Genomic DNA, 25,632 nt, shown 5'->3' on the forward strand with positions numbered 1-25,632 from the left:
CCCCCCTTGAGTCAAGGGGGGCGCCGCGACAGCGGCGGGGGTTGTGGCAGCGTTGGCAGGGGCTCGAAGTTTGCTTTGCAAACTTTGGGGATCTTCCAGACGCAGGCTGGAAAATCAGTGCCCCGTCCGGATCCTGCCCCGGAAGTGCGGCGCGGTGCGGCCCATCGGCAGCTTGAGCTTGCCGATGGCGCCGATGCGCTCTTCGGCCAGGCGGTCGGCAGCTTTGTAGGTGGGGATGCGATCGCGCTCGGAAATCTCGTAGATGCGCGCCAGGTTGTGGTAGATCGTGCGCATCATGCGCATCGCACGCTCGCGGTTGTAGCCGTCCAGTTCCAGGGCCACGTTCATCACGCCGCCGGCGTTCACTGCGTAGTCCGGCGCATAAACGATGCCACGCTTGTCCACTTCATCGCCGATCGCGTTGTTGGCCAGCTGGTTGTTGGCCGCGCCGCAGATCACCTTGGCCTTCAGCCGCGGCAGGGTCTGCTCGTTGATCGTGCCGCCCAGTGCGCAGGGCGAATACACGTCGGCCGGCACGTCGTAGATATCGTCCAGGCCCACCGCCTCCGCGCCGTACTCGTCCACCGCCTTGTCCACCAGTTCCTGGTTGATGTCGGTGACGAAGATCTTCGCGCCGCGCTCCTTGAGCAGCTTCACGAACTCCATGCCCACGTGGCCCAGGCCCTGCACGGCATAGGAGTACTTGCCCACTTCCTCGTCGCCGTGCGCGCGGTTGAGCGTGGCCATCAGGCCCTGCAGCGTGCCGTAGGCGGTGAACGGCGACGGGTCGCCGGATCCACCGTGCACCTGGTGCACGCCGGTCACGTACTCGGTCTCGCGGAATACGTATTCCATGTCGTTGACGTCGATGCCCACGTCCTCGGCGGTGATGTAGCGCCCGCCCAGCGAATCGACGAACTTGCCGAACGCGCGGAACAGCGCTTCGGACTTGTCGGTGGCGGGGTTGCCGATGATCACCGCCTTGCCGCCGCCGATGTCCAGGCCGGCGACCGCGTTCTTGTAGGTCATGCCGCGCGACAGGCGCAGCACGTCGTTGAGCGCCTCGGCCTCGCTCCGGTACGGCCACATGCGGGTCCCGCCCAGTGCCGGACCCAGGGTGGTGTCGTGGATCGCGATGATCGCCTTCAGGCCCGCGTCCTTGTTGTGGCAGAAGACGACCTGCTCGTGGCCGGTGGTGTCGAGGGTTTCAAAGATCATTCGAAGACTCCGCGCCGGTTGCGCACGGGGCGCGATGGCGATTGCTGTGTGGCCGGGCCTGGGCCGGACCGTGGACGAAAAGCGACTGCGCCGGCGGGTGCCGGCGCAACAGGGGCGGCATTTTACGCCCATGCCGGAATCGGGCTTTCGACTGCCCGTCACGCGGCATGAGGGCCCGCGCTGGAAAACGATTTCAACCCGTGGGAGCGCGCTTGCGCGCGAATGCCTTTGGACGCGGGGCCGGCATGCATTCGCGGCCAAGGCCGCTCCCACAGGGGGTGTTCCTACCTGCACGGGGCTTTCGGCGGCCCCTCAGGCGCCATGAAGGGCGGGGCTGGAAAGCGATTTCAACCCGCTCGCCGTGGGAGCGCGCTTGCGCGCGAATGCCTTTCGACGAGTGGCCAAAACGCATTCGCGGCCAAGGCCGCTCCCACAGCGGGAGGGGTTCCTCGGGCACCTCTTACAGCTGCGATTCCACCGGCAGCCAGCGGAACAGCGCGGCCTGGGCGCGACGCATGCCCGTGGCTTCGGGCTCGCGATCCAGCAGGCTCGGCGGCCGGGTGCTGCGGTCCAGCCAGCGCAGCGCGTCGGCATCGTTGCGATGCAGCCAGTAGCTCATCGCCGGGCTGGCCAGGTGCAGGTACTCGTCGCGCAGGGCGGCGGCGATACCCGGATCGTCGAAGAACACGCCCATTTCCGTGTTCAGGTTGGCCGAACGCGGATCCATGTTGAACGAGCCGATGAAGCCGCGCGCGTCGTCGATCACATACGCCTTGGTATGCAGGCTGGCGCCGCTGCTGCTGCCCGGCCGGTGCGCCGGGTCGCCGTGGTGCGCCCGGATCTCGTACAGGTGCACGCCGCCGGCGAGCAGGCGCGGACGGTACTTGCTGTAGCCGCCGTGCACCGCGGCCACGTCGTTGGCGGCCAGCGAATTGGTCACCACACCGGTCTGCACGCCGCGCTTCGCCAGCGCCACCAGCCCGGCGGTCGCGTCGTCGCCGGGCACGAAGTATGGCGAGATCAGGAAGGCCTTGCGCCGCGCGCTGCGCAGGTCGCGCTCGATCCTGTCCACCAGCAGCTGCGTGCGGGCCAGGCCGTGCTTGACCGGCGGATCGGACACGATCGCGATGCGGTCGCTCCAGAACGGGCTTAGCGACTGCGCCAGGTAGGCGCGCACGTTCGGCGAGGCCTCCACGCGCTGCAGGTAGGCGCGCGCGGCGGGACTGTCGGCCTCGGCGCGCGCGCGGGCGATCAGTGCCTGCGCCGGGTCGTCCTGGGTCGAATCGTTCTGCGGTGGATTGGGCCGCGCATCGCCCACGCTGGCCACCGGCACCGCCGCGGCGCTGTTCCAGTAGCGGTCGAAGATGTCGCTGGCCTGTTGCACCGCCGGGCCGAACAGCACCAGGTCCAGGTCGTGGAAATTGCTCTCATTCGACGCGCTGAAATATTCGATCCCGATGTTGCGCCCGCCCAGCACCGCCATGCGCCCGTCCGCGATCCAGGCCTTGTTGTGCATCCGGTGGTTGAGGCGGAAGAAGCGCTGCAGCATCTCCAGCGCGCGGCCGATGCCGTTGCGGTTGCGCAGCGGGTTGTACAGGCGCACCTCGATCCCCGGATGCGCGTCCAGCGTCAGCAGCGCCAGGTCCTTGCCGCCGGCGTTGATGTCGTCCAGCAGCATGCGCACGCGCACGCCGCGTTCGGCCGCCAGCCAGGCTTCGCGGCCCAGCAGTCGCCCAGTCAGGTCGTCGTGCCAGATGTAGTACTGCAGGTCCAGGCTGCGTTCGGCCTGGCGCGCGGACAGCGCCCGCGCGGCAAAGGCGTCCAGTCCGTCCGGCACCAGGATCGCGCCGGTCCTGCCGCCGTGGCGTGCCACCAGCGGCGCGACCTCGCGGTCCAGTACGGTGGCAGCCGGCTGCACGGGCAAGGCCCGTCCCGGCGCGCCGGTCGCCGCCGGGGTCAGGTAGCCGCCCAGCAGCAGGCCGCTGGCCACCAGCACCGCCAGCGCGACCAGGCACCACGCGAGCATGCGTTTGAATCGTGTCATTGCAGGGCGTCCGCCGGCGGTGGAATCGGTGCGAAGTCCGGCGCGCATTCCCCATGCGCCATCCGGATATATGTGCAGCGCGCGCTGCGCGTGCAGTATTGGCGGCATCCCGCGCCGGCCACAAGCCTTGCGCCCGCGTGCCCGGGCCGTCCGGACCCCCGCGCTACAATCGGGTTCTCTCGTTTTCGGCACCAAGACGCGCCCATGAGCACGCCTGCACAGAACCTGCCTGCGAGCCAGGCCCCCACTTTTGATGAGAGCCGCACGCCGCTGCGCTTCGTCACCGCCGCCAGCCTGTTCGACGGCCACGACGCGGCGATCAACATCATGCGCCGGCTGATCCAGGCGCAGGGCGCGGAAGTGATCCACCTGGGCCACAACCGCTCGGTCGAGGACGTGGTCCGCGCCGCGCTGCAGGAAGACGCCGACGGCATCGCCCTGTCCAGCTACCAGGGCGGCCACGTCGAGTACTTCAAGTACATGGTCGACATGCTGGCCGAACGCGGCGCCGCCCACATCCGCGTGTTCGGCGGCGGCGGCGGCACGATCACCCCGGAGGAAATCCGCGAACTCGAAGGCTACGGCGTCGAGCGCATCTACCACCCCAACGACGGCATGAAGATGGGCCTGGTGGAGATGATCGAAGACGTGGTCAAGCGCGCCGGCGACGCACGGAGCGTTTCGGCGCGCGGCAGGCACGAACACGCGCCCGGCATCGACGACGAAATCGGCATCGGCCGCGTGCTTTCCAACCTCGAGGACGGCGCCATCGTTGAGGCCGAGCTGTCCAAGCTGCGCAAGCAGTGGCAGCTCGCCGGCGGCAAGACCCCGGTCATCGGCATCACCGGCACCGGTGGCGCCGGCAAGTCCTCGGTCACCGACGAACTGCTCAACCGCTTCCTGGCCAGCTTCCCGCAGATGCGCATCGCGGTGATCAGCGTCGACCCCACCCGCCGCCGCACCGGCGGCGCGCTGCTGGGCGACCGCATCCGCATGAACTCGCTGCGCAGCCATCGCGTGTACATGCGCTCCATGGCCACGCGCCGTCAGCACGTGGCCACCAACGCCGTGCTCAAGGACTGCATCGGCTTCCTCAAGGGCCTGGGCTACGACCTGGTGATCGTGGAAACCGCCGGCATCGGTCAGAGCGATTCGGAGATCGTCGACCTGGTCGACTTCCCGATGTACGTGATGACCAGCGACTACGGCGCGGCCAGCCAGCTCGAGAAGATCGACATGATCGACTACGCCGAGCTGATCGTGCTCAACAAGTACGACAAGCGCGGCGCCGAGGACGCGCTGCGCGACATCCGCAAGCAGTGGAAGCGCAACCGCACCGCGTTCAAGACCGCCGACGAGGACGTGCCGGTCTATCCCACCATCGCCAGCCAGTTCAACGACCCCGGCATCAGCTGGATGTTCACCAACCTGTGCCGGTTGCTGCGCACAAAACTGTCGCTGCCGGACGCCCGGTGGACCCCGCGCCTGGATACCAGCCTCAAGGAACCGCGCGCCACCGTGCTGATCCCAGGCGCCCGCGTGCGCTACCTGGCCGAGATCGCCGAGCAGGGCAGGGCCATCAACGCCAGCATCGAGAAACAGGGCGAAGCCGCCGACCGCGCGCAGGGCTATTGGCAGTCGCTGCATGACCTGGGCGACGAAGCTCTGCCCAAGGCCCTCGACCTCTATGCTGCCGACGCTTTGCTTCCCTCTCCCGAGGGGAGAGGGGCTCAGAGCGTCGACCGCACGCTGCTGACCCTGCGCCAGCGCTACAACGACGCCGTCCAGTCCCTCACCAACGATTCGCTCAAGCTCCTGCGCGAATGGCCGCAGCGCCTGAAGTCGATCACCGACGAGGTCACCGAATACGAAGTCCGCGGCAAGAAGATCCGGGTCGAGAACTACCGCGACTCGCTCAGCCACCAGAAGGTGCCCAAGATCGCCGCGCCCAGCTACAAGAGCTGGGGCGAGCTGCTGGTATTCCTGGGCAAGGAAAACCTGCCCGGTTCGTATCCCTATACCGGCGGCGTGTACCCCTACCGCCGCACCGGCGAGGACCCGATCCGCATGTTCGCCGGCGAGGGCACGCCCGAGCGCACCAACCGCCGCTTCCATTACCTCAGCGTCGGCCAGCCAGCCGCGCGCCTGTCCACCGCCTTCGACAGCGTCACCCTGTACGGCGAGGATCCGGCGCCGCGCCCGGACATCTACGGCAAGATCGGCAACTCCGGCGTCAACATCCCCACCCTGGACGACATGAAGAAGCTCTACTCCGGCTTCGACCTGTGCGCGCCCAGCACCAGCGTGTCGATGACCATCAACGGCCCGGCGCCGATCATCCTGGCGATGTTCATGAACACCGCCATCGACCAGCAGGTGGAGAAATACCTCAAGGCCGATGACGCCCGCTGGGCCGACGCCGAGCAGAAGATCGCGAAGTTCTTCGAAGGCCGGCAACGCCCGAAGTACCACGGCGACCTGCCGCCCACCAACGACGGCCTCGGCTTGGGCCTGCTCGGCATCACCGGCGACCAGCTGGTCGATGCCGACACCTACGCCCGCATCAAGGCAGAAACGCTCGCCACCGTGCGCGGCACAGTGCAGGCCGACATCCTCAAGGAGGACCAGGCCCAGAACACCTGCATCTTCAGCACCGAGTTCGCGCTGCGGATGATGGGCGACATCCAGCAGCACTTCGTCGACCACAAGGTGCGCAACTTCTATTCGGTCTCGATCAGCGGCTATCACATCGCCGAGGCCGGGGCGAACCCGATATCGCAGCTCGCCTTCACCCTGAGCAACGGCTTCACCATCGTCGAGTACTACCTGGCGCGCGGGATGAAGATCGACGACTTCGCGCCCAACCTGAGCTTCTTCTTCAGCAACGGCATGGACCCGGAGTACACCGTCATCGGCCGCGTCGCGCGGCGCATCTGGGCGCGCGCCATGCGCGAGCGCTACGGCGCCAACGAACGCAGCCAGATGATGAAGTACCACATCCAGACCAGCGGCCGCAGCCTGCACGCGCAGGAGATCCAGTTCAACGACATCCGCACCACGCTGCAGGCGCTGTACGCCCTGTTCGACAACTGCAACAGCCTGCACACCAACGCCTATGACGAGGCCATCACCACGCCCACGGAAGAGTCCGTGCGCCGCGCCGTGGCCATCCAGATGATCATCAACAAGGAGCTGGGGCTGAACTTCTGCGAAAACCCCTGGCAGGGCAGCTTCATCGTCGACCAGCTCACCGACATCGTGGAAGAGGCCGTCTACAAGGAGTTCGAAGCCATCAGCGACCGCGGCGGCGTGCTCGGCGCCATGGACACCATGTACCAGCGCGGCAAGATCCAGGAAGAGTCGCTCTACTACGAACACAAGAAGCACGACGGCTCGCTGCCGCTGGTGGGTGTGAACACCTTCCTGCCCAAGCAGCACGCTGGCGAGATCGCCACCGAGATCGAACTGATCCGCTCCACCGAGGAAGAAAAGGGCCAGCAGATCGCCAACGTGCTGGCCTGGCAGCAGTCACGTAACGTGCTGGCGCCCGAAGGCGAAACCGAACACGCCCATGTGGTGGAAGACGATGCCGCCGCCGCCACCGAACCGCACGACGGCCACGGCCTGGGCTACCTGCAGAAGGCCGCCCGCGACCGCAAGAACGTGTTCGCGGCGCTGATGGAAGCGGTCAAGACCCACTCGCTTGGGCAGATCAGCCATGCGCTGTACGATGTGGGCGGGGAGTACCGAAGGAACATGTGACAGCCGGTAGCGGTTGTCCATGGCAAGGGGGAGGGGATGGGGCGCTACGCACTAGTGGTTCTGCTGTGGCTATCGGCGATGGAAGTCGCGATGGCTGCCGGGTCGTCGTTCGGCCGGCCCCATCGACTGACGGATGCCTGGAGGGCGACCTTCGACGTCGCCATCGGCGATGTAAACGGCGACGGTCGCAAGGATCTCGCCGTGACGACAAGGAAGTCGCTGGACTGGGATTACAAGCTCTCGTTCTTCCTGCAAAGGGCGGACGGGACGCTGGCTCCGCCCGTCAATGTCCCACTGCCCGAGAATCTCAACAACGAGTATCGGATCGCACTTGCCGATATGGATGGCGACGGCGCGCTCGAAGCGGTGGTCGGCACGCCCAACCTGACCGGACTCTATGTCATACGGATGACCTCTGCCGGAACCGCTTCCGTTGTGAAGCATGCCGGACCGGCCTTCAACTGCGAGTTCATCACGGCTGGCGATATCGACCTGGATCGCAATGCGGACGTGGTCTGCCACGATGAACAGCAGTATGCGGTTGTTTACCTTGGCAATGGCCTTGGAGGGTTCCGTTCCGCGCGCATGTTTCAGACGGTAGCGGGCTGGTACGTCGTCCAGTGGGACTTCAAGTCCATGCAACTCGCCGACGTGACCGGCGATGGCTATCCCGACCTGCTGATCTCCGCGGGGCATAGCACGTCTTTCCATGTCTTTTCCAACAATCGCATGGGAGGCTTCTACCCAAGCGTCGCGTATCCGCATCCGCAATCGGCCAACGGGACCGTGGCCGCGTCCGTGGCCATTCGTGCCGCTGACATCGACGGGGACGGCATCAAGGAAGTGTTCACCGCGACTCCGGGCAACAGGCCGGACGCCACGCTGAACGTCTATCGCCGCGGCCCGCATGGATACCTCGTCCTGTCGGAACGGATTCCCGTCCATGACAGTCCCACGGCAATCCTGGTGGGCGATGCGGGTGGAAATGGAGATGCGAACGTCGTGCTCGGGCACTACACGTTCAATGCCGCGAGCGTGCTTGGCGAAGACGGCGGTGGATTTGGCAGCCAGTTCGTCTACGACCTTCCAGGGTTCGGCAACCACACTGATTATGGCGACTATCGCAATCAGTACGCGATAGCGATGGGCGACCTCGATGGTGACGGCTGCAATGACCTGGCCGCCGCGACGTACTCGGGTGCGACCGTCCTATACGGATGCGAAGCGTTCAAATCTTCGTTGCCGGTCAGCGACTTCGATGGCGACGGAGTGTCGGACCTGTTGTGGTACCAAGACGAAGGCGCCACGCAGTATCTGTGGCAACGGGCTGACCTCAATGCCTGGCACCTCTGTCTGCGCAGCCAGTATCCTTATCAGTGCCCGTACCTGCTCCAACGCAGGATGGTCGGGCAGGCCGTCGGGGATTTCGACGGCGATGGGAACTCGGACGTGTTCTGGCGCCACTCCACCAACGGTAGCAACGAGTTGCGATTGGGGTCGTTCTATTCCCGCACGATTACTGCAGTCACGAGCCAGGATTGGCAGGTCGTGGGTGCCGGCGACTTCAATGGCGACGACCGGGCCGACCTGTTGTGGCGCAATCGGCGCACGGGAGCCAACGGCATCTGGAAGTCCGCGAATTCCTCCACGCAGCAATGGGTGCGGGGCGTGACGGATGTGCGCTGGCAGGTCGTCGGCATCGGCGATTTCGATGGCGACAGGCGTTCAGACATCCTCTGGCGGCATGCAGCGTCCGGCCAGAACGCCGTCTGGCGCTCGGGTCGCCATGACACGCTATACCCCATCACCGCCGTGACCAACATCTACTGGAAGGTCCGAGGTGTCGGCGACTTCAACGGCGATGGAAAGGACGACGTAGTTTGGCGCGACATACGCGCCGGCACGAACGCCATCTGGCTTTCTGGAGATTTTCGCACCCAACAGCCTGTTACCGCCGTGAGTAACCTGGATTGGGATGTTGTGGCGGTGGGCGATTACAACGGAGACGGCTTGAGCGATTTGGTCTGGCGAAACGGGCAGACGGGTCAGAACACCATCTGGCGCACGGCGCGTTCCACAGCCCAGCAGCAGGTGGCGCAATGGCCCCTTTCCAACACGTTGGTTCGCTAAGAGCGCCGGATCGGTGAGCAAGGAGCATCGTGTGCCAGGAAATCAAAGTCCAACCGCCTGCGCCCAGCGCGCAAGGGAAGAGCGAACTCAGTGCAGCCGGCACATGCGGCACCCAGGGGAGGTGAGCGGGACCGGAATAAATGAAGCGCCGTCGAAGCCGGCCATTACGCGATGGTTGTTGCTGCTGCTGGGGTGCGCCGTGTCGATTCAGCCTTGTCTCGCCAAACCTTTCGCGTTCGAATTGCCCGTCAATATGCGCGGCGGCCTGACTAGTAGCGGGAAGGCGGTGGCCATCGGCGATTTGAACCAAGATGGCCGAGATGACATCGCGATCAGCCAGAGCGACGATACGGTCTGGATGCACCTGCAGACCGCCACGGGATCGCTGCAGTCGCCGAAGGCGCATCGCCTCCAGGTCGCATCGGTGCATACCCTAAGAGCCATCGACATCGATCGCAGCGGATCCAGCGAGCTCGTGGCGGGCCATCACAATGGCCTGGCCGTGTATGCCAGTTCGCGCGGCTGGCGCTACGTGCCGGCAAGCGCTGCATGCAACCAACTGGCAGCCGGCGACGTCGACCTCGATGGTTGGTCCGACATCGCATGCATGGACACTCGCGGCATCGTCAGTCTCTACATCAATAATCGCCTGGGTACTTTCTCCGCGCCGATCTTCATGTGGACGCCGGCATACGGGTCTGGCCAGCTGCAGCTGAGGGATGTCACCGGAGATGGGTATCCCGATCTCGTCCTGATGGCGTCGGCGACCGCGGGCTTCTACGTCCACCCCAACAACGGCAGCGGAAGATTCTTTCCGGCTTATGGCTATCCGAGCGTCGCCTGGGGACCCCTCTCCCCAGGAGGCATTGTGGCGCTGGACGTGGACGCGGATGGGATCGACGAGCTCGTCACCACGAGCACCACTAACGGCGCCAGCGCGGCGTTACATGTGTATCGCAAGGATGCAACCGGTTTCTTCCAATATGCGAAGGACATTTCAACGTACCAAAATCCCGTGTCTCCGATCGTCTACGACATCGATCGCGACGGTCGCCTGGACCTCCTCGTCTCCCATCGAGGCTGGAGCTCGGTCAGTCGGTACATGGGGGGTGCCGGCGGATTCTCGTGGCAGGCGGTCCGTTCGATGGTGGAGACCCCTTTGCCGACGCCGAGCTCCTTGGCGCTCGGCGACATCAACGGGGACGCGTGCACCGATCTCGTCGTCGGCAACAGCTTCGGCATGAGCATCCTGCGCGGCAAGTGCAAGAGCGACGTCATCTACGATTTCGACGGCGATTTCAGGTCCGACGTGTTCTGGCGCAACACCGTGACCGGGCAGAACGTGATCTGGCGTTCTGGCAATGCGAGTCTCGACCAGCCATTGTTGGCGGTGACGCGCATGGCATGGCAGGTTGTAGGACATGGCGATTTCGATCGCGACGGCCGTGTGGACATCCTCTGGCGCAACGCCACGACAGGTTCGAATACGATTTGGAAAGCCGGCAACTACGCGACGCAGCAACCGGTCACGGCCCTGACCGACGTGCGCTGGCGGGTGGCGGGCGTGGGCGACTTCGACGGCGACGGCCGCTCGGACATCCTCTGGCGCCATGCCACGACGGGTGCCAATGCGATCTGGAAATCCGGCAGTTACGCCACGCAGCAGACAATCGCCGCCGTGACCGACGTGTACTGGCAGGTGGTGGGCGTGGGTGACTTCAACGGCGATGGCCGCTCGGACATCCTGTGGCGTCATGCCAGGACCGGGGCCAATGCGATCTGGAAGTCCGGCAACCATGCGACGCAGCAGTTCATCGCGCCCATGACTGATGTGCGCTGGAAGGTAGCGGGCGTGGGCGATTTCCATGGTCTTGGCCGCTCGGACATCGTGTGGCGTCATGCGGGTACTGGGCAAAACATGATCTGGCCGCAAGCAAACGGTGAATTCCCCCAGCCGCTGACAGACGTGACCAACCTGGCTTGGCAGGTGGGTGCCGTGGGCGACTACGACGGCGATGGCGTCTCCGACTTGTTCTGGCGCAACACCAGCACTGGCGCCAATGTCATCTGGCGCTTCGGCAACTCCCAAATCCAGATCAAGGTTGCGCAGCTGGCCGGGGCGGAGTGGACACTGCCCGGGCAGTGAAATGCCGTCGTCTACCTTCTTGGCCACAGCTGGCGCCCACCCCCCACAACATGCAAGCATTCCCGCGTCCCGATCCCCCGCGGGGCGCCGTTGAAGTATTCAAACGCAAATCCCGCTGGGCCATGCGCCCAGCAGAAGGACGGGGGAACACGATGGACATCGGCCAGCACACGCCAGGGCGCATCGCCCGCTTCGCCGTAATCCACTCCACCCACCTCAACTGACCCCCATGGCAGGACGCCTGCGCATCGCGATCGTCGGCTACGGCACCGGCGGCCAGGCCTGCGCGCTGCTGCTGTCGGGCGATGGTCACGAGGTCACGGTGTTCGAGCGCGCCGCGGCGCTGGGGCCGGTGGGCGCGGGCTTCCTGCTGCAGCCGGTGGGGTTGTCGGTGCTGTGGGAGATGGGGCTGCTGGCGCCGGTGCTGGCGCACGGCGCGGTCATCACGCGCCTGTATGGCGAAACCGGCGCGGGGCGGCCGGTCATGGACATGCGCTATGCCGACCTGGACGCGCGCTACTTCGGCCTGGGCCTGCAGCGCGGCGCGCTGTTCGGCCTGCTCGATGCCGCCTGGCAATCCGGCCGCCAGATCCATTGCGGCAGCGCCATCGTCGATATGGATGCCGAAGCCGGCACCCTCACCGACGAACACGGCGCACGCCACGCCGGCTACGACCTGGTGATCGTGGCCGACGGTGCGGCCTCGCGCCTGCGCGGCCAGGTGGTGCCCGCGCGCCTCAACCGGCCCTACGCCTGGGGCGCGCAGTGGTGCCTGGTGGAGCAGGGCGCCTGGCCGTGGCCTGCGGAACTGCAGCAGCGCTACGTCGGCGCGCGGCGCATGGCCGGCATGCTGCCGGTCGGCACCCGCCCGGGCGACCCGGTGCCCAGGCTCAGCTTCTTCTGGAGCCTGCCGGTGTCCGCGCTGGATGGCGATGCATCCGCCCGCCAATGGCGCGGCGACCTCGAAACCCTGTGGCCCGACGCCGCCGCCCGCCTGCACGCCACCGATATCCCGCACGGCCTGGCCATGGCCCGCTACCGCGACGCCGTGCACGCGCGCTGGTCGCGCGGCCGCGCCGTGCTGCTGGGCGACGCCGCCCACGCCATGAGCCCGCAGCTGGGGCAGGGCGTCAACATGGCCCTGCTCGACGCACGCGCCCTGCGCGATGCGCTGCGCACGCACAAAGCCGTGCCCGCGGCGCTCGCCGCGTACGAGCGCGAACGCCGCGTGCACGTGGCCATCTATCACTTCTGGAGCCGCTGGCTCACCCCGCTGTTCCAGTCGGAACACGACCGCGTCGCTGCAATCCGCGATCGGGTGTTTCATCCGCTGTCGCGGGTGCCTGGAGGGCGGGGGCAGATGTTGCGGGTGTTGAGTGGGACGCGGAGGGGGTGGATGGGGGTGGTTGGGTTGCCGGAGGGGTTTCTCGAAGCGTTGGCAAAGGCCGGAGCCGAAAGCGCGGGTGAGGTCGCACCGGTACGTCTAGCGCCGATGCCGTGAGCGAGAGGGGTATCCTCAGCGCTATGGACATCATGTACCAGCGCGGCAAGATCCAGGACGAGTCGCTCTACTACGAACACAAGAAGCACGATGGCTCGCTGCCGCTGGTGGGCGTGAACACCTTCCTGCCGAAGGAACATGCGGGCGAGGTGGTGACCGAGATCGAGCTGATCCGCTCGACCGAGGAAGAGAAGGGCCAGCAGATCGACAACGTGCGCGGCTGGCAGGCCTCACGCAACCCGCTGGCGCCGGTGGGGGAGACCGCGCATGGGCATCCGGTGGAGGACGATGCCGCTGCCGCAACCGAGCCGCATGATGGGCATGGGTTGGGCTATCTGCAGAAGACGGCGCGGGACCGGAAGAACGTGTTTGCGGCGTTGATGGAGGCGGTCAAGACCCACTCATTGGGGCAGATCAGTCATGCGTTGTATGACGTGGGTGGGGAGTATCGGAGGAATATGTGAGAGCTCAACATGGCTATTGATGTTAAGTTGTTCAAGAAGGAGCTCCTCACCAGTGATGTCGAGGAGTTCGTCTCTAAGCATGTTTTCGACAGAACTCCACACGTTTTCTCGGACGATCGAGCAGCATACGCGTCATGGCGGAGAGCGCTCGCTAAGCTAATTCAAGTAGACGCGTCCTCTTTAGTAGTTGTCGGTAGCGCCTCAGTGGGGGTGAGTCTGAACCCAAGTAAAGATTTCAGAGAGTTTTCGGACGGTTCCGATATTGATGTAGCCGTTATATCGCCATATCACTTCCAAGTGGCTTGGCGCTTTCTGAGAAACAACTCGCACCTGCGCGCCGCGATGACCTACAAGGAAAGGGCGTCATACGATGATCATCGCAAACGACTTATTTACTGGGGCACCGTCGCCACTGACATTCTCCTAGGCTACTTTCCATTTGGTGCTGACTGGCTGGGTGCATCATCAAAGATGGCTGCGGCATCTCCTATCAATGGCAGAGAGATTAATTTCCGTTTGTATGGCGACGCGGAGTCTCTCACTGCATACAGTATCAATAGCGTCTCAAAGTTGAGGGACGCGGCGATCTAACTGGAATCGAAATGCACAGATACTTAAATTTCACAACTCGGTCCGTTGTCTGGTTTTTGCGAGCGAGCCAGAACGCCGAGCTCGAGTTCCATGCCCCATTCCAGAGAAATCCTGTTTGGACAGTAAAGCAGCAAGCTTCGCTGATCGAAACAATCCTTCTGGAATATCCAATCCCCGAGTTGTATATGCAGACGCTCGTTTCCTCCCAGGGTGCTGAGGAGCACGTCGTTGTGGATGGTCAACAGCGTCTGCGAGCAGTATTGGAGTATCTGGCCGGCAAGTTCCCGCTTGCGGATGACGCACAACGTGGAGCGTCAAGCTCTTTTGATGAGTTGACGGCTGAAGATAAAAAGCGGCTCTTTGAGTACGTGTTCGTGGTAAGGCAGTTGCCTGAAATGCCTGATGACGAGCTGCGCGCGATTTTTCAGAGAATTAATCGAAACACCGTAACGCTCAATGCCCAAGAGCTTAGGCACGCTACGTATTACGGAAAATTCATTGGAATTATTGAGCTGATAGCTGAGTATGCCCAGTGGGACGAGGTTGGGGTTTTTTCAGCGAACGATAGAAAGCGAATGCTTGATGCTGAGTATGTGAGTGAGATTGTCATCGCATACCTTCATGGATTGCAAAACAAAAAATCATCGCTTGAGAAATTTTACCGCGCGTACGAAACAGAGTTTGATAGGGCAGAGGAAGTTGTCACGGTCTTCCGGAGAGTCTTAGACGAGATCGTGGGAGTGCTTCCGGATTTGCGTCATACACGCTGGAAAAAGAAATCAGACTTTTACACTTTGTTTCTAGCCTTCTCGTCTAAAGCTGCCAACCTCCCGCTAGCATCGGACGTTCGCGCAGCCGTGGCTGGGACCCTTCTAAGGTTTGCTTCCGACGTAGACGCTTGGCTTGTGAATCAAGTTCCTGAAGATGATGAGGTTGGCGAACAACTCCCGATGGAAGTCCAGGTGGCGGATACAGATGCCATAGCCAAATACGCTCTATCGGTCAGTCGAGCAGCAAGTGATCTAGCTAATCGTAAGCGCCGCCAAGAGGTACTTGGAGAGCTGCTTTCAGCGGTTTGGTAGCTACAAAGAAGAGGGGTCAGAGTAGTGTTTTTTTGCTGCGGATTGGCGGGCAGGTCAATTACGGGCGTTTGCTTGAGCTCAGGTTGGAGCGTCGAGAGGAAGCGGATAGATCGGGCGGTGTCGGCGGCGGTACACGCAGCGTGACTTTCTTGCGTGAGGCGCTGGAGAATCTTGATATCATCCTCGGTCGCTGATTTCGGGCGCTGAGAACAGGGGTTGCTGTGTACAGGAGGACAACAAGGGTAGTCCAGCCTTGCCCGTTAGTCCCGGTTCCCGAAAGCAAGGCGTTGGGGGATCCAGAGGTCCAATGGCCGTAGCCTTTTACGAGGAATGATGGTCCTGGTTCTGGCGCCGATCCAACTCCAGTAGTACGCCCAGGCTAGAGAACGGACGATCCCGGTGGTAAAGCTCCACGGACCACTGGTCAAATCGCATTGCGCGGTGCAGGTCTTCCATCTCGACACCGCATCCATCCAGGCCGAACGCGATGTAGGTGCGGTCCCAAGTATCCCGAGCGTCAGTCCCGCCGATGAGAGGCCCCTCATTAGTGAGGTTCAGCGTTAGGGCGATGTCCGCATCCGGTGATGGTGTGTCCCCGCCGGACACCATGGGAAACCAGCCGAACGGCTCGATGATCGACACAGATCGCACCATTCCCGCGATAAGGTCGAACACAGTGCCGGCTCGCTCGCCTTCGAGCATGAGAAATCCTTGGCGGTCCTCGCCATGAAGAACGCGCAGCGCCCAACTGCCACGAAACTTGAACAACTGTCCGGGAGCCAAATCTGCGGGGTGGAGGTATGCATACGCCTGTGCCGGGATCTTCATTACTCCTGCTCCTTATAAGTCATGGCCGCCCGGCTCCTTCCAGCGCCTCCGCAACAGCACGACTAGGTCTTCTACGATCCGTCGTGCATCCATCGACAAGGCTGCACGCACTCGGTGGGGCGGCGCAAGCATGACAGGAGCTTCACGCTCCCGCTCGCGACCGAATGCGTCGAATGAGCCAGATGTGGGGCTGGCGGCGTGCTCACTTCGGGTCCGCCATCCCATCGCGCCCTCGCCTATCAGCGCGGCTGCCAAGGCAACGTGGGTGATGCGCTCGGTAGGGTCGATATGATTGAGCAGCCAGGCGGTGTAGCCGAGCGCAGCTGCCAGCCGAGAAGCAACCGCTTCTTCAATGACGACCGGCAGCCCCATCCCGCCGCGCTCTTCTTCCTCGCGTGCCGGGAGGATGAAGCGGACATCGCCGGTGCCCCACAGGCGGATCTCAGCGCGCGCGTTGTAGGAACGTTCCTGAAAACAGATCAGCGAGCCCGACTGCAGTCGGGTTTCCGTTCCTACGCGACGATCGAACAAGGCCGTGTTGCCAAACAGTGCCCGCTGCTCCATTTCCTCGCCCAGAGTTGGGGTTTCCAACTCTGCGGGCCTAAGCACTGTGGCCTCTGGCCCCGCGGCAACCGCCAAATGCAGGGCCACGCCCGACGAGCGACCATGCCCGCTCTCCGGCAGAAGCTCTTGGGCACGACGGGCCAGGGCACTTGGATCCAGAGGTGCGCTTGCATGGGCCAACCCGTAGTCATGCAGCGCCCGGGTAACCAAGTCCCGCAACTCGTCCGGAGTCGAGAACGCCGCCCGGAACAGCCCGCTCTCCCATGCCCCCGCCTCGTCGATCAGCGCGGCTTGGTCGGGTTCGGCCTCGCCTTGCTGGATGAAAGTCAAAATTGGCTTGCGCCCACGAGCTTCCCGATATTCCTCGTGGGTGGCCGACAGCCCTGACGCTTGCTTAGCGCCATATCGAGTTCCAAGAACTAGCACGACCAGGTCGGACTGGCGCAGTCCGGTTAGGCAAGCGATTTGGGGCGATCTGGCCTGAGCTCCAAAGTCTTCGGCCATGACTGCCTCATGCCGAAGCAGCTCGATGGCGCGCTTGGCTGCTGCACGCTCGGCCTCCAACCCGGAAATCAGGGAACTGATGAATATCTTCATATGCCCGCCCGAGTGCACCTGCCAATAGTTTACGAAGAACGGCGCCAAGCGCGAAAAAAGGGGGTCAGGTTGGAGTGACCCAGATTCAAACGGGACGGAGGCAATTAAGCCGTCGCATTGGCGGTGATTCGGCTAGGTATCGGGTCGCCCTGTCCACGAGATGGCTCATCCAGCGACCTCTGCCGCCTCGCGATATTCGTAACCCGCGTAAGTTGGGTTTAAGCCAGCGTAGCCCGGGTAAGCGAAGCGCTCCCGAGGGAGAACAGGGGTCAGAGAACTATTTCAGTGATGAATTCGTACTCTGACCCCTGTTTTTCCCCTGAGCCTGGTTTTCCCTCCGGTTTTCCGATCGTGAGGCTACCAGCATTCAACAAATGGCCGGCCGTTCGCGCAAACTTCGTTGCAGCGTGAAAGCAATGGGGGTGGCCAATGTGTGGACGCTGGGGATTCGCGCTTTGCTTGCTGGTGTCCCTGGCGATTGGGGGATGTCGCACCATTGCCGACAAGGAGTGGCCGGTCGATCCGGGAGAGCGCCCAAGCAATACCGGAAGTCCAGGCGGTATTCGAATTATCCAAATCAACGAGGGCTCGGCCGGATATCCCCAAGTGGCTGGTCAGCTTTTCACGCCGGAGCATAAGGACCAGCTGGCCCAGTGGTTACGCCAAAGTCCTGATTCGCCGATCGTGCTGTATGTCCACGGCTGGCATCACAACGCATCGGGCAAGAAGGACAACTTACCCAAGTTTCGCGAATTCATTGCGCAGCTCGATCGCGACATCTGCGCGGTCGGTCGGCAGGTGCGCCGCGCGTGCGCGGCAGTGCAGGGAATCTACGTGGGATGGCGCGGCGACGCGCAGGACGCCATTTTCTTGCCCCGAATACTCGAGTTCACGGATGCACCTACGTTCCATGAGCGCAAGGAGGCGTCCTCGCGCGTGGGAATGGGGGATTTGCGACAGGTGCTTGACCTCGTTCGCGATTTCAAGGATCGGGATGTCTTCGTGGCTGGCCACAGTCTCGGTGCAAACGCACTCTACAACGCCTTACGCGAAGAGCCTCATGCGGAGGTCGCCGATCGACACGAGTACTTCCTGCTCAATCCGGCGATTACCTCGAAGGAGTTCGCGCTGTTCGATGCGCTCACTGGAGAGCAAGATGGGGCGTTGAACGGAGAAGGGACGGTGATCGCTGCCCGAGAGCGCATCGCCCGCAGGCAACATCGGAAAGTGCTTCTATTGCAGGCAACCAAGGACACCACGGTCGGGAAGATCTTCCAAAGCGCGTATGGACTGCCGATCGGCTTCGACCTCAATCGACGAACGCACACCGCGACGGCGCGCCCGTTGGGACACTCGTGCGCGCCGCTCACTGCGCGCGGTGTGCCTGACAAGTGCAAGACAGCGCTCGACAGCGGTTTAACAATCCAGGTCGACCCAAAGTTTGCCGAGCAGTGCGAGGTTGCATACGCCAAGGGCGTATGGATTGCGTGGGCCGACGCTTCACTGTCCGGATCTCACGGTGATATCTGGGATCCAGAGCAGCGTTGTGCGCTGTCAGAGCTGATCGCAAAGCGGGTCAACCGGATTGAGGACTTCTAGCTTTGTAAGCGCTGGTGGTTGAGTTGTGGCTCACGGCACTATTGCTCCGATTTTGGGAGCGGAAGGCGGGCCAGGGCCCGCCCTACGCCCGCCCGACGAGCCGTGCTACTCAGATTTTTCCTAGCCGCCATTCCGGCTTTGCCTGAGGGACAGGCCGTGCCGGGATCGGCAGCATTCCGTCCGTCCCGCCGGGTGGCGGGGCGCCCACGCCCGGGGTTTCGGGCGACACATGGAATGCAAAGGAGTTTGCTGTGAGCCAGAACCTGCTGTCCCTCACCCTGACCGACGACCAGCTGACCGCCATCAACAACGCGCTGACCGCGCTGGAAGCCGCCACCACCGGGCTGATCGCGATGGACAACGCCACCCGCCGCCAGCTCACCCGGGAAATAGGGGTCGGAAATAGGGGTCAGAGATCCATTTTGCGTTGATGAATTTGTACTCTGACCCCACGAAAAACAGGGGTCAGAGGGGATTTTCTGTGAGAAAGGTGTCAGGGGCATTTCTACCACGTAGCGCGGCAGGCCGAAGGCTCGTTGAAGGCAATCGAGTCAACGTGTACCTGCCTTGACACCCCTCAAATCCAGTAGCAGACTCGATTCCAAGGAGCGTCGAAACTCCTCACGTAGCGGTACCCACCTCCGTCATGCCGGTGGGTTTTTTGTGCCCGCGCTACTGCGGGCATGAACCGACGCGATGCCTGCGTCGGGAGGGCGGCTAATACAACACCCTTCGGGGAAATACGCCCGCCGTCTACGTGCGGTTTCGAACCTCCCGACTTCCCGTCCGCCGAATTGCGGCGGGCGGCCACTTCATGGAGTGAGGAGGCGACGATGTCGAAGGGTGAATCCAGCGATCCGGGCGTGCCGGGCTATTTCCTGCCGGAGGACAGCCAACTCCGGCTGGCAAAGCTGAGCGATCACATCAGGTTTCTTGCACGGCTGGCGCAGCCGCGCACGTACAAGGAGCAGGAATTAGCGCCGGAGGTGCCCGTGGGTGAGCTTGCGGTCTGCCTGGAGTTGCTGGCAGAGCAGGCCGACCTCGTCTTGCAGGAGATGTCATGGTTTGCGCCGCGGCAGATCGTGACGGGCGCAGGCGAACGCAGTGCCGTGTCCGGGGCGGCGCCGGAGGTGTCCGACACGGCAGACGCGCGCTTTGCCTTCGGTGTCACCCTGGATCAGATCGACGCGCTCGACCGCTTGATCCAGGCGATCTCGGCCCACGGCGATGTTGTGGCGGCCGGCCACACCGCCGAACTGGCTGGCGGCACTCTGCCACTGCTGGGCCAGGCGATCTACGACGCCGCAGTCACCCTGCGAGCCATCCTGGATCAGGTGGAAGCGCAGCGGCTCGGTGAGGGGGCTCGTTTGCGAACCGGCGTTGGCGAAGAACGGGGTGCTTACTGTGCGGGGCTCGCGTCCTTGGCGATGGATGGCCTGCGGAGTTCAGTGTTGCAAATGCCAGCACATCGGCCGCCGGACCATGCCAGGCAATCGAGTAGGGTGCGTCTGCACCGATCCGCGTAAGGCGGGCTTGAGCCCGCCCTACGGGTCCTACTCTGAGCTGTCGGAAACGAACAGGGGGTCAGCGTGCTGTTTTTCCCTGACACCTTTTGTCTGCCTTTTGTCTGACATCGGGCGCCGGCTCAAGTCGACATCAACTCCACAATCCGGCATGCCATCACCCGGTTGCGATACGACAGCCGGCGGATCGAGTCCAGCACCCGGTTCTCCAGCTCGTCCTTAGCGAAATCCAGGATCGTTGCGGCGGACTCGAACTCCGCCCCGCTCGGCCGCGTTGGCCCCCGGCCCGTCGCCAGCCATTCGAAGCACACCCCGGTGGTCACCGCCACCTGCGCCAGGTGACCGACGCTCGGCGACGTGCCGCCGTTGGATTGCTCCCACTGCGCGACCGCGCTACGGCGCACGCCCACCTGTGCCGCCAACTGGGTTTGTGACAGTCCCGCGGCAGTCCTGCACTGCCGAATGCGAACCGGCATCGCGTACACGGCAACTCCTCCGAACTTTGCCCAACGCCGAGGGAAGCAGTACTGACTCGTCAGGGATTCTGTCGTGCTTTCGTACAGAAACGCTGTCGGTAACCGGTTCCGGCCAGCGCAAACGACGGTGCCCAGACGCCGAGTGAGCGGAACTGACGCGCCAGCACCCGCTCTCGCCGTTGCGACACCCGCCACGTTGTGAGATGTCTGCGTTCGTGCAGCCGGGTTGCTCGCGGCGCACACGTTCGAAGCCGAAAAGTGGCCGTCGCCGCAGGTGCCGAACCGCACCTACGGTGAACGGTCGCCACGTGAACAACGGGTCTTTCAATCACTAATTGAGTTATCGAAATGGGCGCTATCAAATCATTCATCGACGGCCTGGATTCCAGTAAACCGGAATACAACGAACAGAAAGAACTCATCGAGGCGCTCGCACAACTAGCCGACGCCAAGGCCGATTCGTTCGCGCTTCAGATCGAGAAGTACATCGCTTAAGCCGATTCGGAATACAGCAAGTCGCTTCCGGTCGAGTCCTGGATTGATACGACCAAGGAGACGCATGCGATCTCTACGGATTCGGTAGAGATCGAAAAGGTTCCAGGTTCCAATGGCACTGCCTTACGCAAGGAATGCGGCAGAAGCAGTGGGAGTGTGGGCTGAGAGCCCCGAGAACGATGCTTGCAAAAGTGAGTATGCGCGGAACGCGATTCGTTGCGCCCCCATGTGTGTAATGAATCTTTTAGTCATGATGAAATGAAGGAGGATTTACGATGGCCGTAATAAGAGATTTGTTCAAGGGTGCTGATGAAGCTAAGAATCTAAATGAGGAAGCCAAAGAGCTTCTCGATAACTTGGAGGCGTTGGCGACTGTGAAGGCCGAATACTTCCAACAGCTGATCGAGAACAGGCTGCGGGGCGCTGGGGTTGGACAAGATCAGACTGTTGCGATCAGCAAAATCCAGTCGTACAAGAATGTGACCAAAGCGTACGTTTCGTCGGACGCCGACAAGATATCCAGCGTTGTCTCTGGTGCTATCAAGGGCTTCGTCAAAGGGGGCTCGGAGAACATCCAGAACGGTGTTACAAGCTTGCTTACAGAAATGGTCACTGCACTTTTTGGCGAGTCAGAGGGTAGCGAAAGCCTCAAGAACGAGTATTACCTTGTTAACGAAGGAGTCGCTCTTATCAGGCTGGACTTCATGGCGTGGAGTCGGGCTGTGAAGTCCACTAGCTTGACCACAAAGGTGGAGCAAGTTAGTGCATTCTGTCTATATAAGGCCACGGTTGATATTGAAAAGTTGGACTTTGATACATTTCTAGATAGGTACCAAGACATAATCACGGCGGGCCACCCTGACATGCCAATGGATCAGGTTATCGAAAAATGTAAGGCGGATTTCAAGTTGTTCAAGGCTTGATTGCACACTTAGGGGGCAGGTTGACCTGCCCCTCTGTAGAGAGCCTCTGGACAAACCGCCACTATCGACTTCGCCATAACGTCGCCCACCACACCGGGCACTCACAACTTCCGATGCGGATGGTGCAGGACGGCGTCGCCTGGTTCGGCGATCAGACAGCCAATATCGCCATTACCGTGCGGCCGTGAATTCAAAGCGTTCGGCACGAATCAAAACAGTTCCCCGCATTGTTTTGCGTTTTGCAGTGACCAGGTTCGGCCTGGATTCTGCAGGACCCAAGTCAGTCTGCTGGGCGCGGACGACCCGCGTCGTTGCATTGCGTCCGCTTGGGACGTGATGTGTTCACTCGAGACGCGACGCGTTCACTTGGGACGCATCATGACGCGACTCCCTCTAGTGGCACGCGTGCGCTCCGCTGAGTCGGCACCTCTTCAGAAGTCAATTTTCGGGAGTACGCATCATGCGAAATAGACAGGAAATGCAGACCATATTACTTGCTGCGCTGGGCGCTCTCAGACGCGCCGCACCGACCACCACCATAGGGGATGTCATGCATACCTTCTCGTTCTCGACCTCCACGACGATTCGGTCCCTCTGGATAGCCGGTGCGGTCACTTTGTCTTTGGTGGCGACCTTCGCTCGGCCCGCCCAGGCAGCGACCTGCATTCGCAGTGCTAACGGTTACCAGGCGATGGTAGATGATTTCAAAGCGTCGATATCAGAGTTACCAAACGATATTCAATCGGAACAGGGCCGCAAGGGCCTGTTCGTCTACCTCCAGACGTGCGGAAACAGCTGGCTAAGCCAGCTCCCAGAGACAACCAACCTTTTTCCGCAAACGGCTGGCGTAGGAGAAACAAAAAATCTAGCGTGCGGGCTTCAGCCCAGCGATACAGTCACGGCGGTCAAGTTACAGCAGTTCGAAAAACGAGGCACTACACATCAGATCGTTGATGGTCAGGGAGCGACGATTAGTTTGACCAACGCACGAACAATTCCAACACTTCCAGTCAACCTTCACGTTCCTACACATTTCTTCCATGTGCCAAAGACTGCCTTCGGAAACCAACTGCCCGTGTTACTCACCGAATACTTTGCCGCGGCGGAGGAAGGGCGTAGAACACCGCCGGTGACGACCAATGGGCATCTAGACATTTACATCGCCCCCGAAGAGGGACTCGCTCAGACGACCAAGGATCAAATAAACGGCGACAAGGAAATTTGTCCCATTCGGATGCTAAACAAGGTGAACTACAGTCAATTGTTTGGATCTGCGGGGGTAGGGCGGCAGTACTTCAGTGCATCGCGAAGCGTATTCATGGACCCAACCACCGCCGGCCAAGGGTCATTGTGGTCTTGGAAGACGTCCCAGACGTTCAACTTCGGAGAAGCAATCGACGACCGTGGACTCGACATAAAGCAAATGGAGAGAACCGAGTTGCGCAAAACGATAGCCGTCAGTGCGTATGTGAAGGCGCTCCAACTTAGCATCAGAGACGATTTCAAAGATTTGTTCCCGAACATGATCTACGATGAGTATGCCTACCTCTTGGAGGAAAGGCAGGTCGGACAAGACAACACGGGCACCCACCTCTGTAGCAGGTTCAACACGTGCGGCAAGTTCGAGAATAGAGAAACGCACGGAACGGTGTACCGTGAATACAAGTTCCATGATCGTTCCTGGCTTGTTCCGGGTTTCGCCGTGAACACCTTCTGGATGGATGTTGTTCCGCAGCTCGCAATCCAGCCGCAAGAGCGGCCGGGACCCATCACGGAACAACAACGGCTGGTTTTCTTGAGAAAATATGTAGAAGATGCGGCCGAGACATTTGCCAAGATGCACCTTATAACCGGTCTAACTCTCGTAGCCGGCTACCATGGACAGAACGCGGTATGGGAGCTCACTGCCAAGAATGGTGCAGTTGCCCCGCTCGACGTAGCCTCGTTTGACACCAAGGTTTACCTCCTTGATTTCGGCGACGGCGGCATCATAACCGGAACCCGGCAGTCCCTTGTGGCATCCGATTTCATCGGAGAACAAATCGGAAATGTCGAATGGGAAAAATTCACGACGGGCACGAATAGTCGCCCAAGTGGCCGAGCGTTCGTGCCGGAAGATCTGTGGACCACTTGGCCGGAGTCCGTTGGGATAGATGTTAAGAGCGAGGACGTGGTAGGTATCGGGTACCGCAAAACCGAGGCAGATGGTCATTACAAAGCTGCCTATAAAACTGCCTGGCGGACTAGTGTTCAACGAGTACTGCCGAATGAGGTGATCGGCGACGACGTTACCCTGGAGCAGTTTATCAATAGCGCACGAGGACACGCTTTCTATACTGCCCTCTATAACAACCCTAATAACTCAGTAGTGCGTGCAGAGCGTCGGAACTAGGATACAAGTCTCGCAATTGTCAGCCGGCCACGCCCTCCCGGCTGCCGCAGTGTTTCGGTTCGAAGTGGTACCGCCGCCTCCGTCACCCTTCGAGATCTAGCCGCTCACGCGGCCCACGCGGTTTGCGCCCAACACTCGTTCGACAACGAAGGGGAAATAGGGGTCAGAGTACTTTTTTGTAAATCGAAAGGAGGAGGGGAAATAGGGTCAGAGATCCATTTTGCGTTGATGAATTTGTACTCTGACCCCTGTTCTTCGCCCTGTTATCTGACTTTCTTGCCGAGCACTCAGAAACCCTCCCTTCTCCTTTACGCCTGCGCAGAACGTCGGGGTTGCAGGCAACCCCGACGAATGCGCCACTTAGTTGGGCGGCGTGCCATTGAGACAATTCTTGGTGACCGGAGAATAGCCTGGCCGAGAGATCGTTACTTTCAAACCGCAACCATCTGGGTGGTTTAAGGGGCAGCCGTACACCATCGCAGGCTGAGTTGGGCTGGGTTGGAATGGAAAGTAGGCATTGCCTGTCGTTTGCCATCCGTAGGTCTCTGTACCGCTCTGGGGCCATGCCTCGCAGTACCCGTCGTATGGATTACCGTAGTGCTCACATGAGCATCGGGGCGCTGTCTGGGCATGGGCGGCCCCGATCGCGAATGCCGGAACGACAGCAACTGCAAGCGTGAAAAGCACTGATGCTTTCATGTCGTACTCCTCCTTGGCTGTGATTGCGAATGCATGCGCTGAGCGACGATTCTGCCAATGGCATGCTCGCGAAATGTATCAAGCCAGACGAATGTGGCTGTGACCTTGATTCCACTTGGCACTGGTGGGAACGACGAGGTAGTTGAGTCGCCAAATCTTCTTCGCCTCCCGAATTGAAGGCAGTAACCCGCGTAAGGCGGGCTTGAGCCCGCCCTACGCCGCCGGGGGAATAGGGGTCAGAGCACGAAAACAGGGGTCAGAGAACTATTTCATGGGGAAAGTGGTTGGGTTCTCGTTCTCGATCTGGCTCATGACGATCACCTCGAAAAAGACAAGGGGCCGGATTGCGGCCCCTTTTCCAACACAGTTGAAGCCTAACGGCTAGATCGTTTCCCACTGCCCTTCGATCAACCGCGCCATCTCTTCCAACGTCCAGAGCGTCTCTGCCCGCGGCTCGCGCGCCGTGTAGAGAATTCCGGTGAAGAGGTCGATGACCTCCAGCTGATGCGGCTGAACTTCTACCTTGCCGAAAAAGGGGTCAGAGAACATATCTGTTTGAAACCGATAGATTCTCTGACCCCTTTGACCTGACCCCGTT

18 protein-coding genes and 1 pseudogene are annotated in these 25,632 nt (G+C 61.7%); 13 read left to right on the forward strand and 6 right to left on the reverse strand.

Annotation, left to right across the window (positions count from 1 at the left end; genetic code table 11):
- Positions 1-114: 114 nt before the first annotated feature.
- Both MC375_RS11410 and MC375_RS11415 read right to left on the reverse strand, forming a co-directional pair.
- On the reverse strand, positions 115-1,218 hold the full coding sequence (locus MC375_RS11410; protein ID WP_242103519.1) for a Glu/Leu/Phe/Val dehydrogenase dimerization domain-containing protein: 1,104 nt from the start codon (positions 1,216-1,218) through the stop codon (positions 115-117).
- Positions 1,219-1,678: 460 nt separating this feature from the next.
- Positions 1,679-3,262 carry a phospholipase D family protein gene (locus tag MC375_RS11415; protein ID WP_242103520.1) on the reverse strand — a complete coding sequence of 528 codons (1,584 nt, stop codon included), beginning with the start codon at positions 3,260-3,262 and terminating at the stop codon, positions 1,679-1,681.
- Between the two features lie 204 nt (positions 3,263-3,466).
- Here MC375_RS11415 and MC375_RS11420 point away from each other — a divergent pair, with 204 nt between their 5' ends.
- The 7 genes and pseudogenes from MC375_RS11420 (at position 3,467) to MC375_RS11450 (ending at position 14,938) form a co-directional block, all read left to right on the forward strand.
- The gene (locus MC375_RS11420) at positions 3,467-7,024 is read left to right on the forward strand and encodes a methylmalonyl-CoA mutase family protein (protein ID WP_242103521.1); all 3,558 of its coding nucleotides are present in this window, start codon (positions 3,467-3,469) and stop codon (positions 7,022-7,024) included.
- A gap of 36 nt (positions 7,025-7,060) precedes the next feature.
- A complete protein-coding gene (locus MC375_RS11425) occupies positions 7,061-9,154 on the forward strand; it encodes a VCBS repeat-containing protein (RefSeq protein ID WP_242103522.1) in 2,094 nt (697 codons plus the stop codon).
- 175 nt (positions 9,155-9,329) lie between these two features.
- Positions 9,330-11,300 (forward strand): VCBS repeat-containing protein, encoded by a 1,971-nt coding sequence (locus tag MC375_RS11430; RefSeq protein ID WP_242103523.1) that lies wholly within the window; start codon positions 9,330-9,332, stop codon positions 11,298-11,300.
- Positions 11,301-11,529: 229 nt separating this feature from the next.
- Positions 11,530-12,801: an NAD(P)/FAD-dependent oxidoreductase gene (locus tag MC375_RS11435; protein WP_242103524.1), complete on the forward strand. Its 1,272-nt coding sequence runs from the start codon at positions 11,530-11,532 to the stop codon at positions 12,799-12,801.
- Positions 12,792-13,265, forward strand: a pseudogene (locus MC375_RS11440) (methylmalonyl-CoA mutase); the annotation flags it as partial. The gene MC375_RS11435 and the pseudogene MC375_RS11440, both read left to right, overlap by 10 nt.
- Positions 13,266-13,274: 9 nt before the next feature.
- Positions 13,275-13,856, forward strand: coding sequence for a hypothetical protein (locus MC375_RS11445; protein ID WP_242103525.1), 582 nt, complete (start codon positions 13,275-13,277; stop codon positions 13,854-13,856).
- Between the two features lie 11 nt (positions 13,857-13,867).
- On the forward strand, positions 13,868-14,938 hold the full coding sequence (locus tag MC375_RS11450; protein WP_242103526.1) for a DUF262 domain-containing protein: 1,071 nt from the start codon (positions 13,868-13,870) through the stop codon (positions 14,936-14,938).
- Positions 14,939-15,259: 321 nt separating this feature from the next.
- On the opposite strand, the gene MC375_RS11455 is transcribed toward MC375_RS11450, so the two are convergent.
- Together MC375_RS11455 and MC375_RS11460 are read right to left on the reverse strand one after the other, a co-directional pair.
- Positions 15,260-15,766, reverse strand: coding sequence for a hypothetical protein (locus MC375_RS11455; RefSeq protein WP_242103527.1), 507 nt, complete (start codon positions 15,764-15,766; stop codon positions 15,260-15,262).
- 12 nt (positions 15,767-15,778) lie between these two features.
- Positions 15,779-16,927, reverse strand: a complete 1,149-nt coding sequence (locus tag MC375_RS11460; RefSeq protein ID WP_242103528.1) for a DUF4062 domain-containing protein — start codon at positions 16,925-16,927, stop codon at positions 15,779-15,781.
- Positions 16,928-17,386: 459 nt separating this feature from the next.
- Between MC375_RS11460 and MC375_RS11465 the strand changes: the two genes are divergently transcribed.
- From MC375_RS11465 to MC375_RS11475, 3 genes are all read left to right on the forward strand, one after another.
- Positions 17,387-18,526 (forward strand): hypothetical protein, encoded by a 1,140-nt coding sequence (locus tag MC375_RS11465; RefSeq protein WP_242103529.1) that lies wholly within the window; start codon positions 17,387-17,389, stop codon positions 18,524-18,526.
- Between the two features lie 251 nt (positions 18,527-18,777).
- Positions 18,778-18,957: a hypothetical protein gene (locus MC375_RS11470; RefSeq protein WP_242103530.1), complete on the forward strand. Its 180-nt coding sequence runs from the start codon at positions 18,778-18,780 to the stop codon at positions 18,955-18,957.
- Positions 18,958-19,359: 402 nt separating this feature from the next.
- Positions 19,360-20,052 carry a hypothetical protein gene (locus tag MC375_RS11475; protein WP_242103531.1) on the forward strand — a complete coding sequence of 231 codons (693 nt, stop codon included), beginning with the start codon at positions 19,360-19,362 and terminating at the stop codon, positions 20,050-20,052.
- Between the two features lie 119 nt (positions 20,053-20,171).
- Here the strand turns inward: MC375_RS11475 and MC375_RS11480 are convergent, their stop codons facing one another.
- A complete protein-coding gene (locus MC375_RS11480) occupies positions 20,172-20,525 on the reverse strand; it encodes a helix-turn-helix transcriptional regulator (protein WP_242103772.1) in 354 nt (117 codons plus the stop codon).
- Between the two features lie 348 nt (positions 20,526-20,873).
- Here MC375_RS11480 and MC375_RS11485 point away from each other — a divergent pair, with 348 nt between their 5' ends.
- The 3 genes from MC375_RS11485 (at position 20,874) to MC375_RS11495 (ending at position 24,335) form a co-directional block, all read left to right on the forward strand.
- On the forward strand, positions 20,874-21,020 hold the full coding sequence (locus tag MC375_RS11485; RefSeq protein WP_242103532.1) for a hypothetical protein: 147 nt from the start codon (positions 20,874-20,876) through the stop codon (positions 21,018-21,020).
- Positions 21,021-21,295: 275 nt separating this feature from the next.
- Positions 21,296-21,943, forward strand: coding sequence for a hypothetical protein (locus tag MC375_RS11490; protein WP_242103533.1), 648 nt, complete (start codon positions 21,296-21,298; stop codon positions 21,941-21,943).
- A 460-nt stretch (positions 21,944-22,403) separates the two neighbouring features.
- A complete protein-coding gene (locus MC375_RS11495; protein WP_242103534.1) occupies positions 22,404-24,335 on the forward strand; it encodes a hypothetical protein in 1,932 nt (643 codons plus the stop codon).
- 1,080 nt (positions 24,336-25,415) lie between these two features.
- Here MC375_RS11495 and MC375_RS11500 read toward each other — a convergent pair.
- A complete protein-coding gene (locus MC375_RS11500) occupies positions 25,416-25,583 on the reverse strand; it encodes a hypothetical protein (RefSeq protein ID WP_242103535.1) in 168 nt (55 codons plus the stop codon).
- Positions 25,584-25,632: the final 49 nt, after the last annotated feature.

This window comes from Lysobacter sp. M2-1 (assembly GCF_022662495.1).
Lineage (GTDB): Bacteria > Pseudomonadota > Gammaproteobacteria > Xanthomonadales > Xanthomonadaceae > JAKPBU01.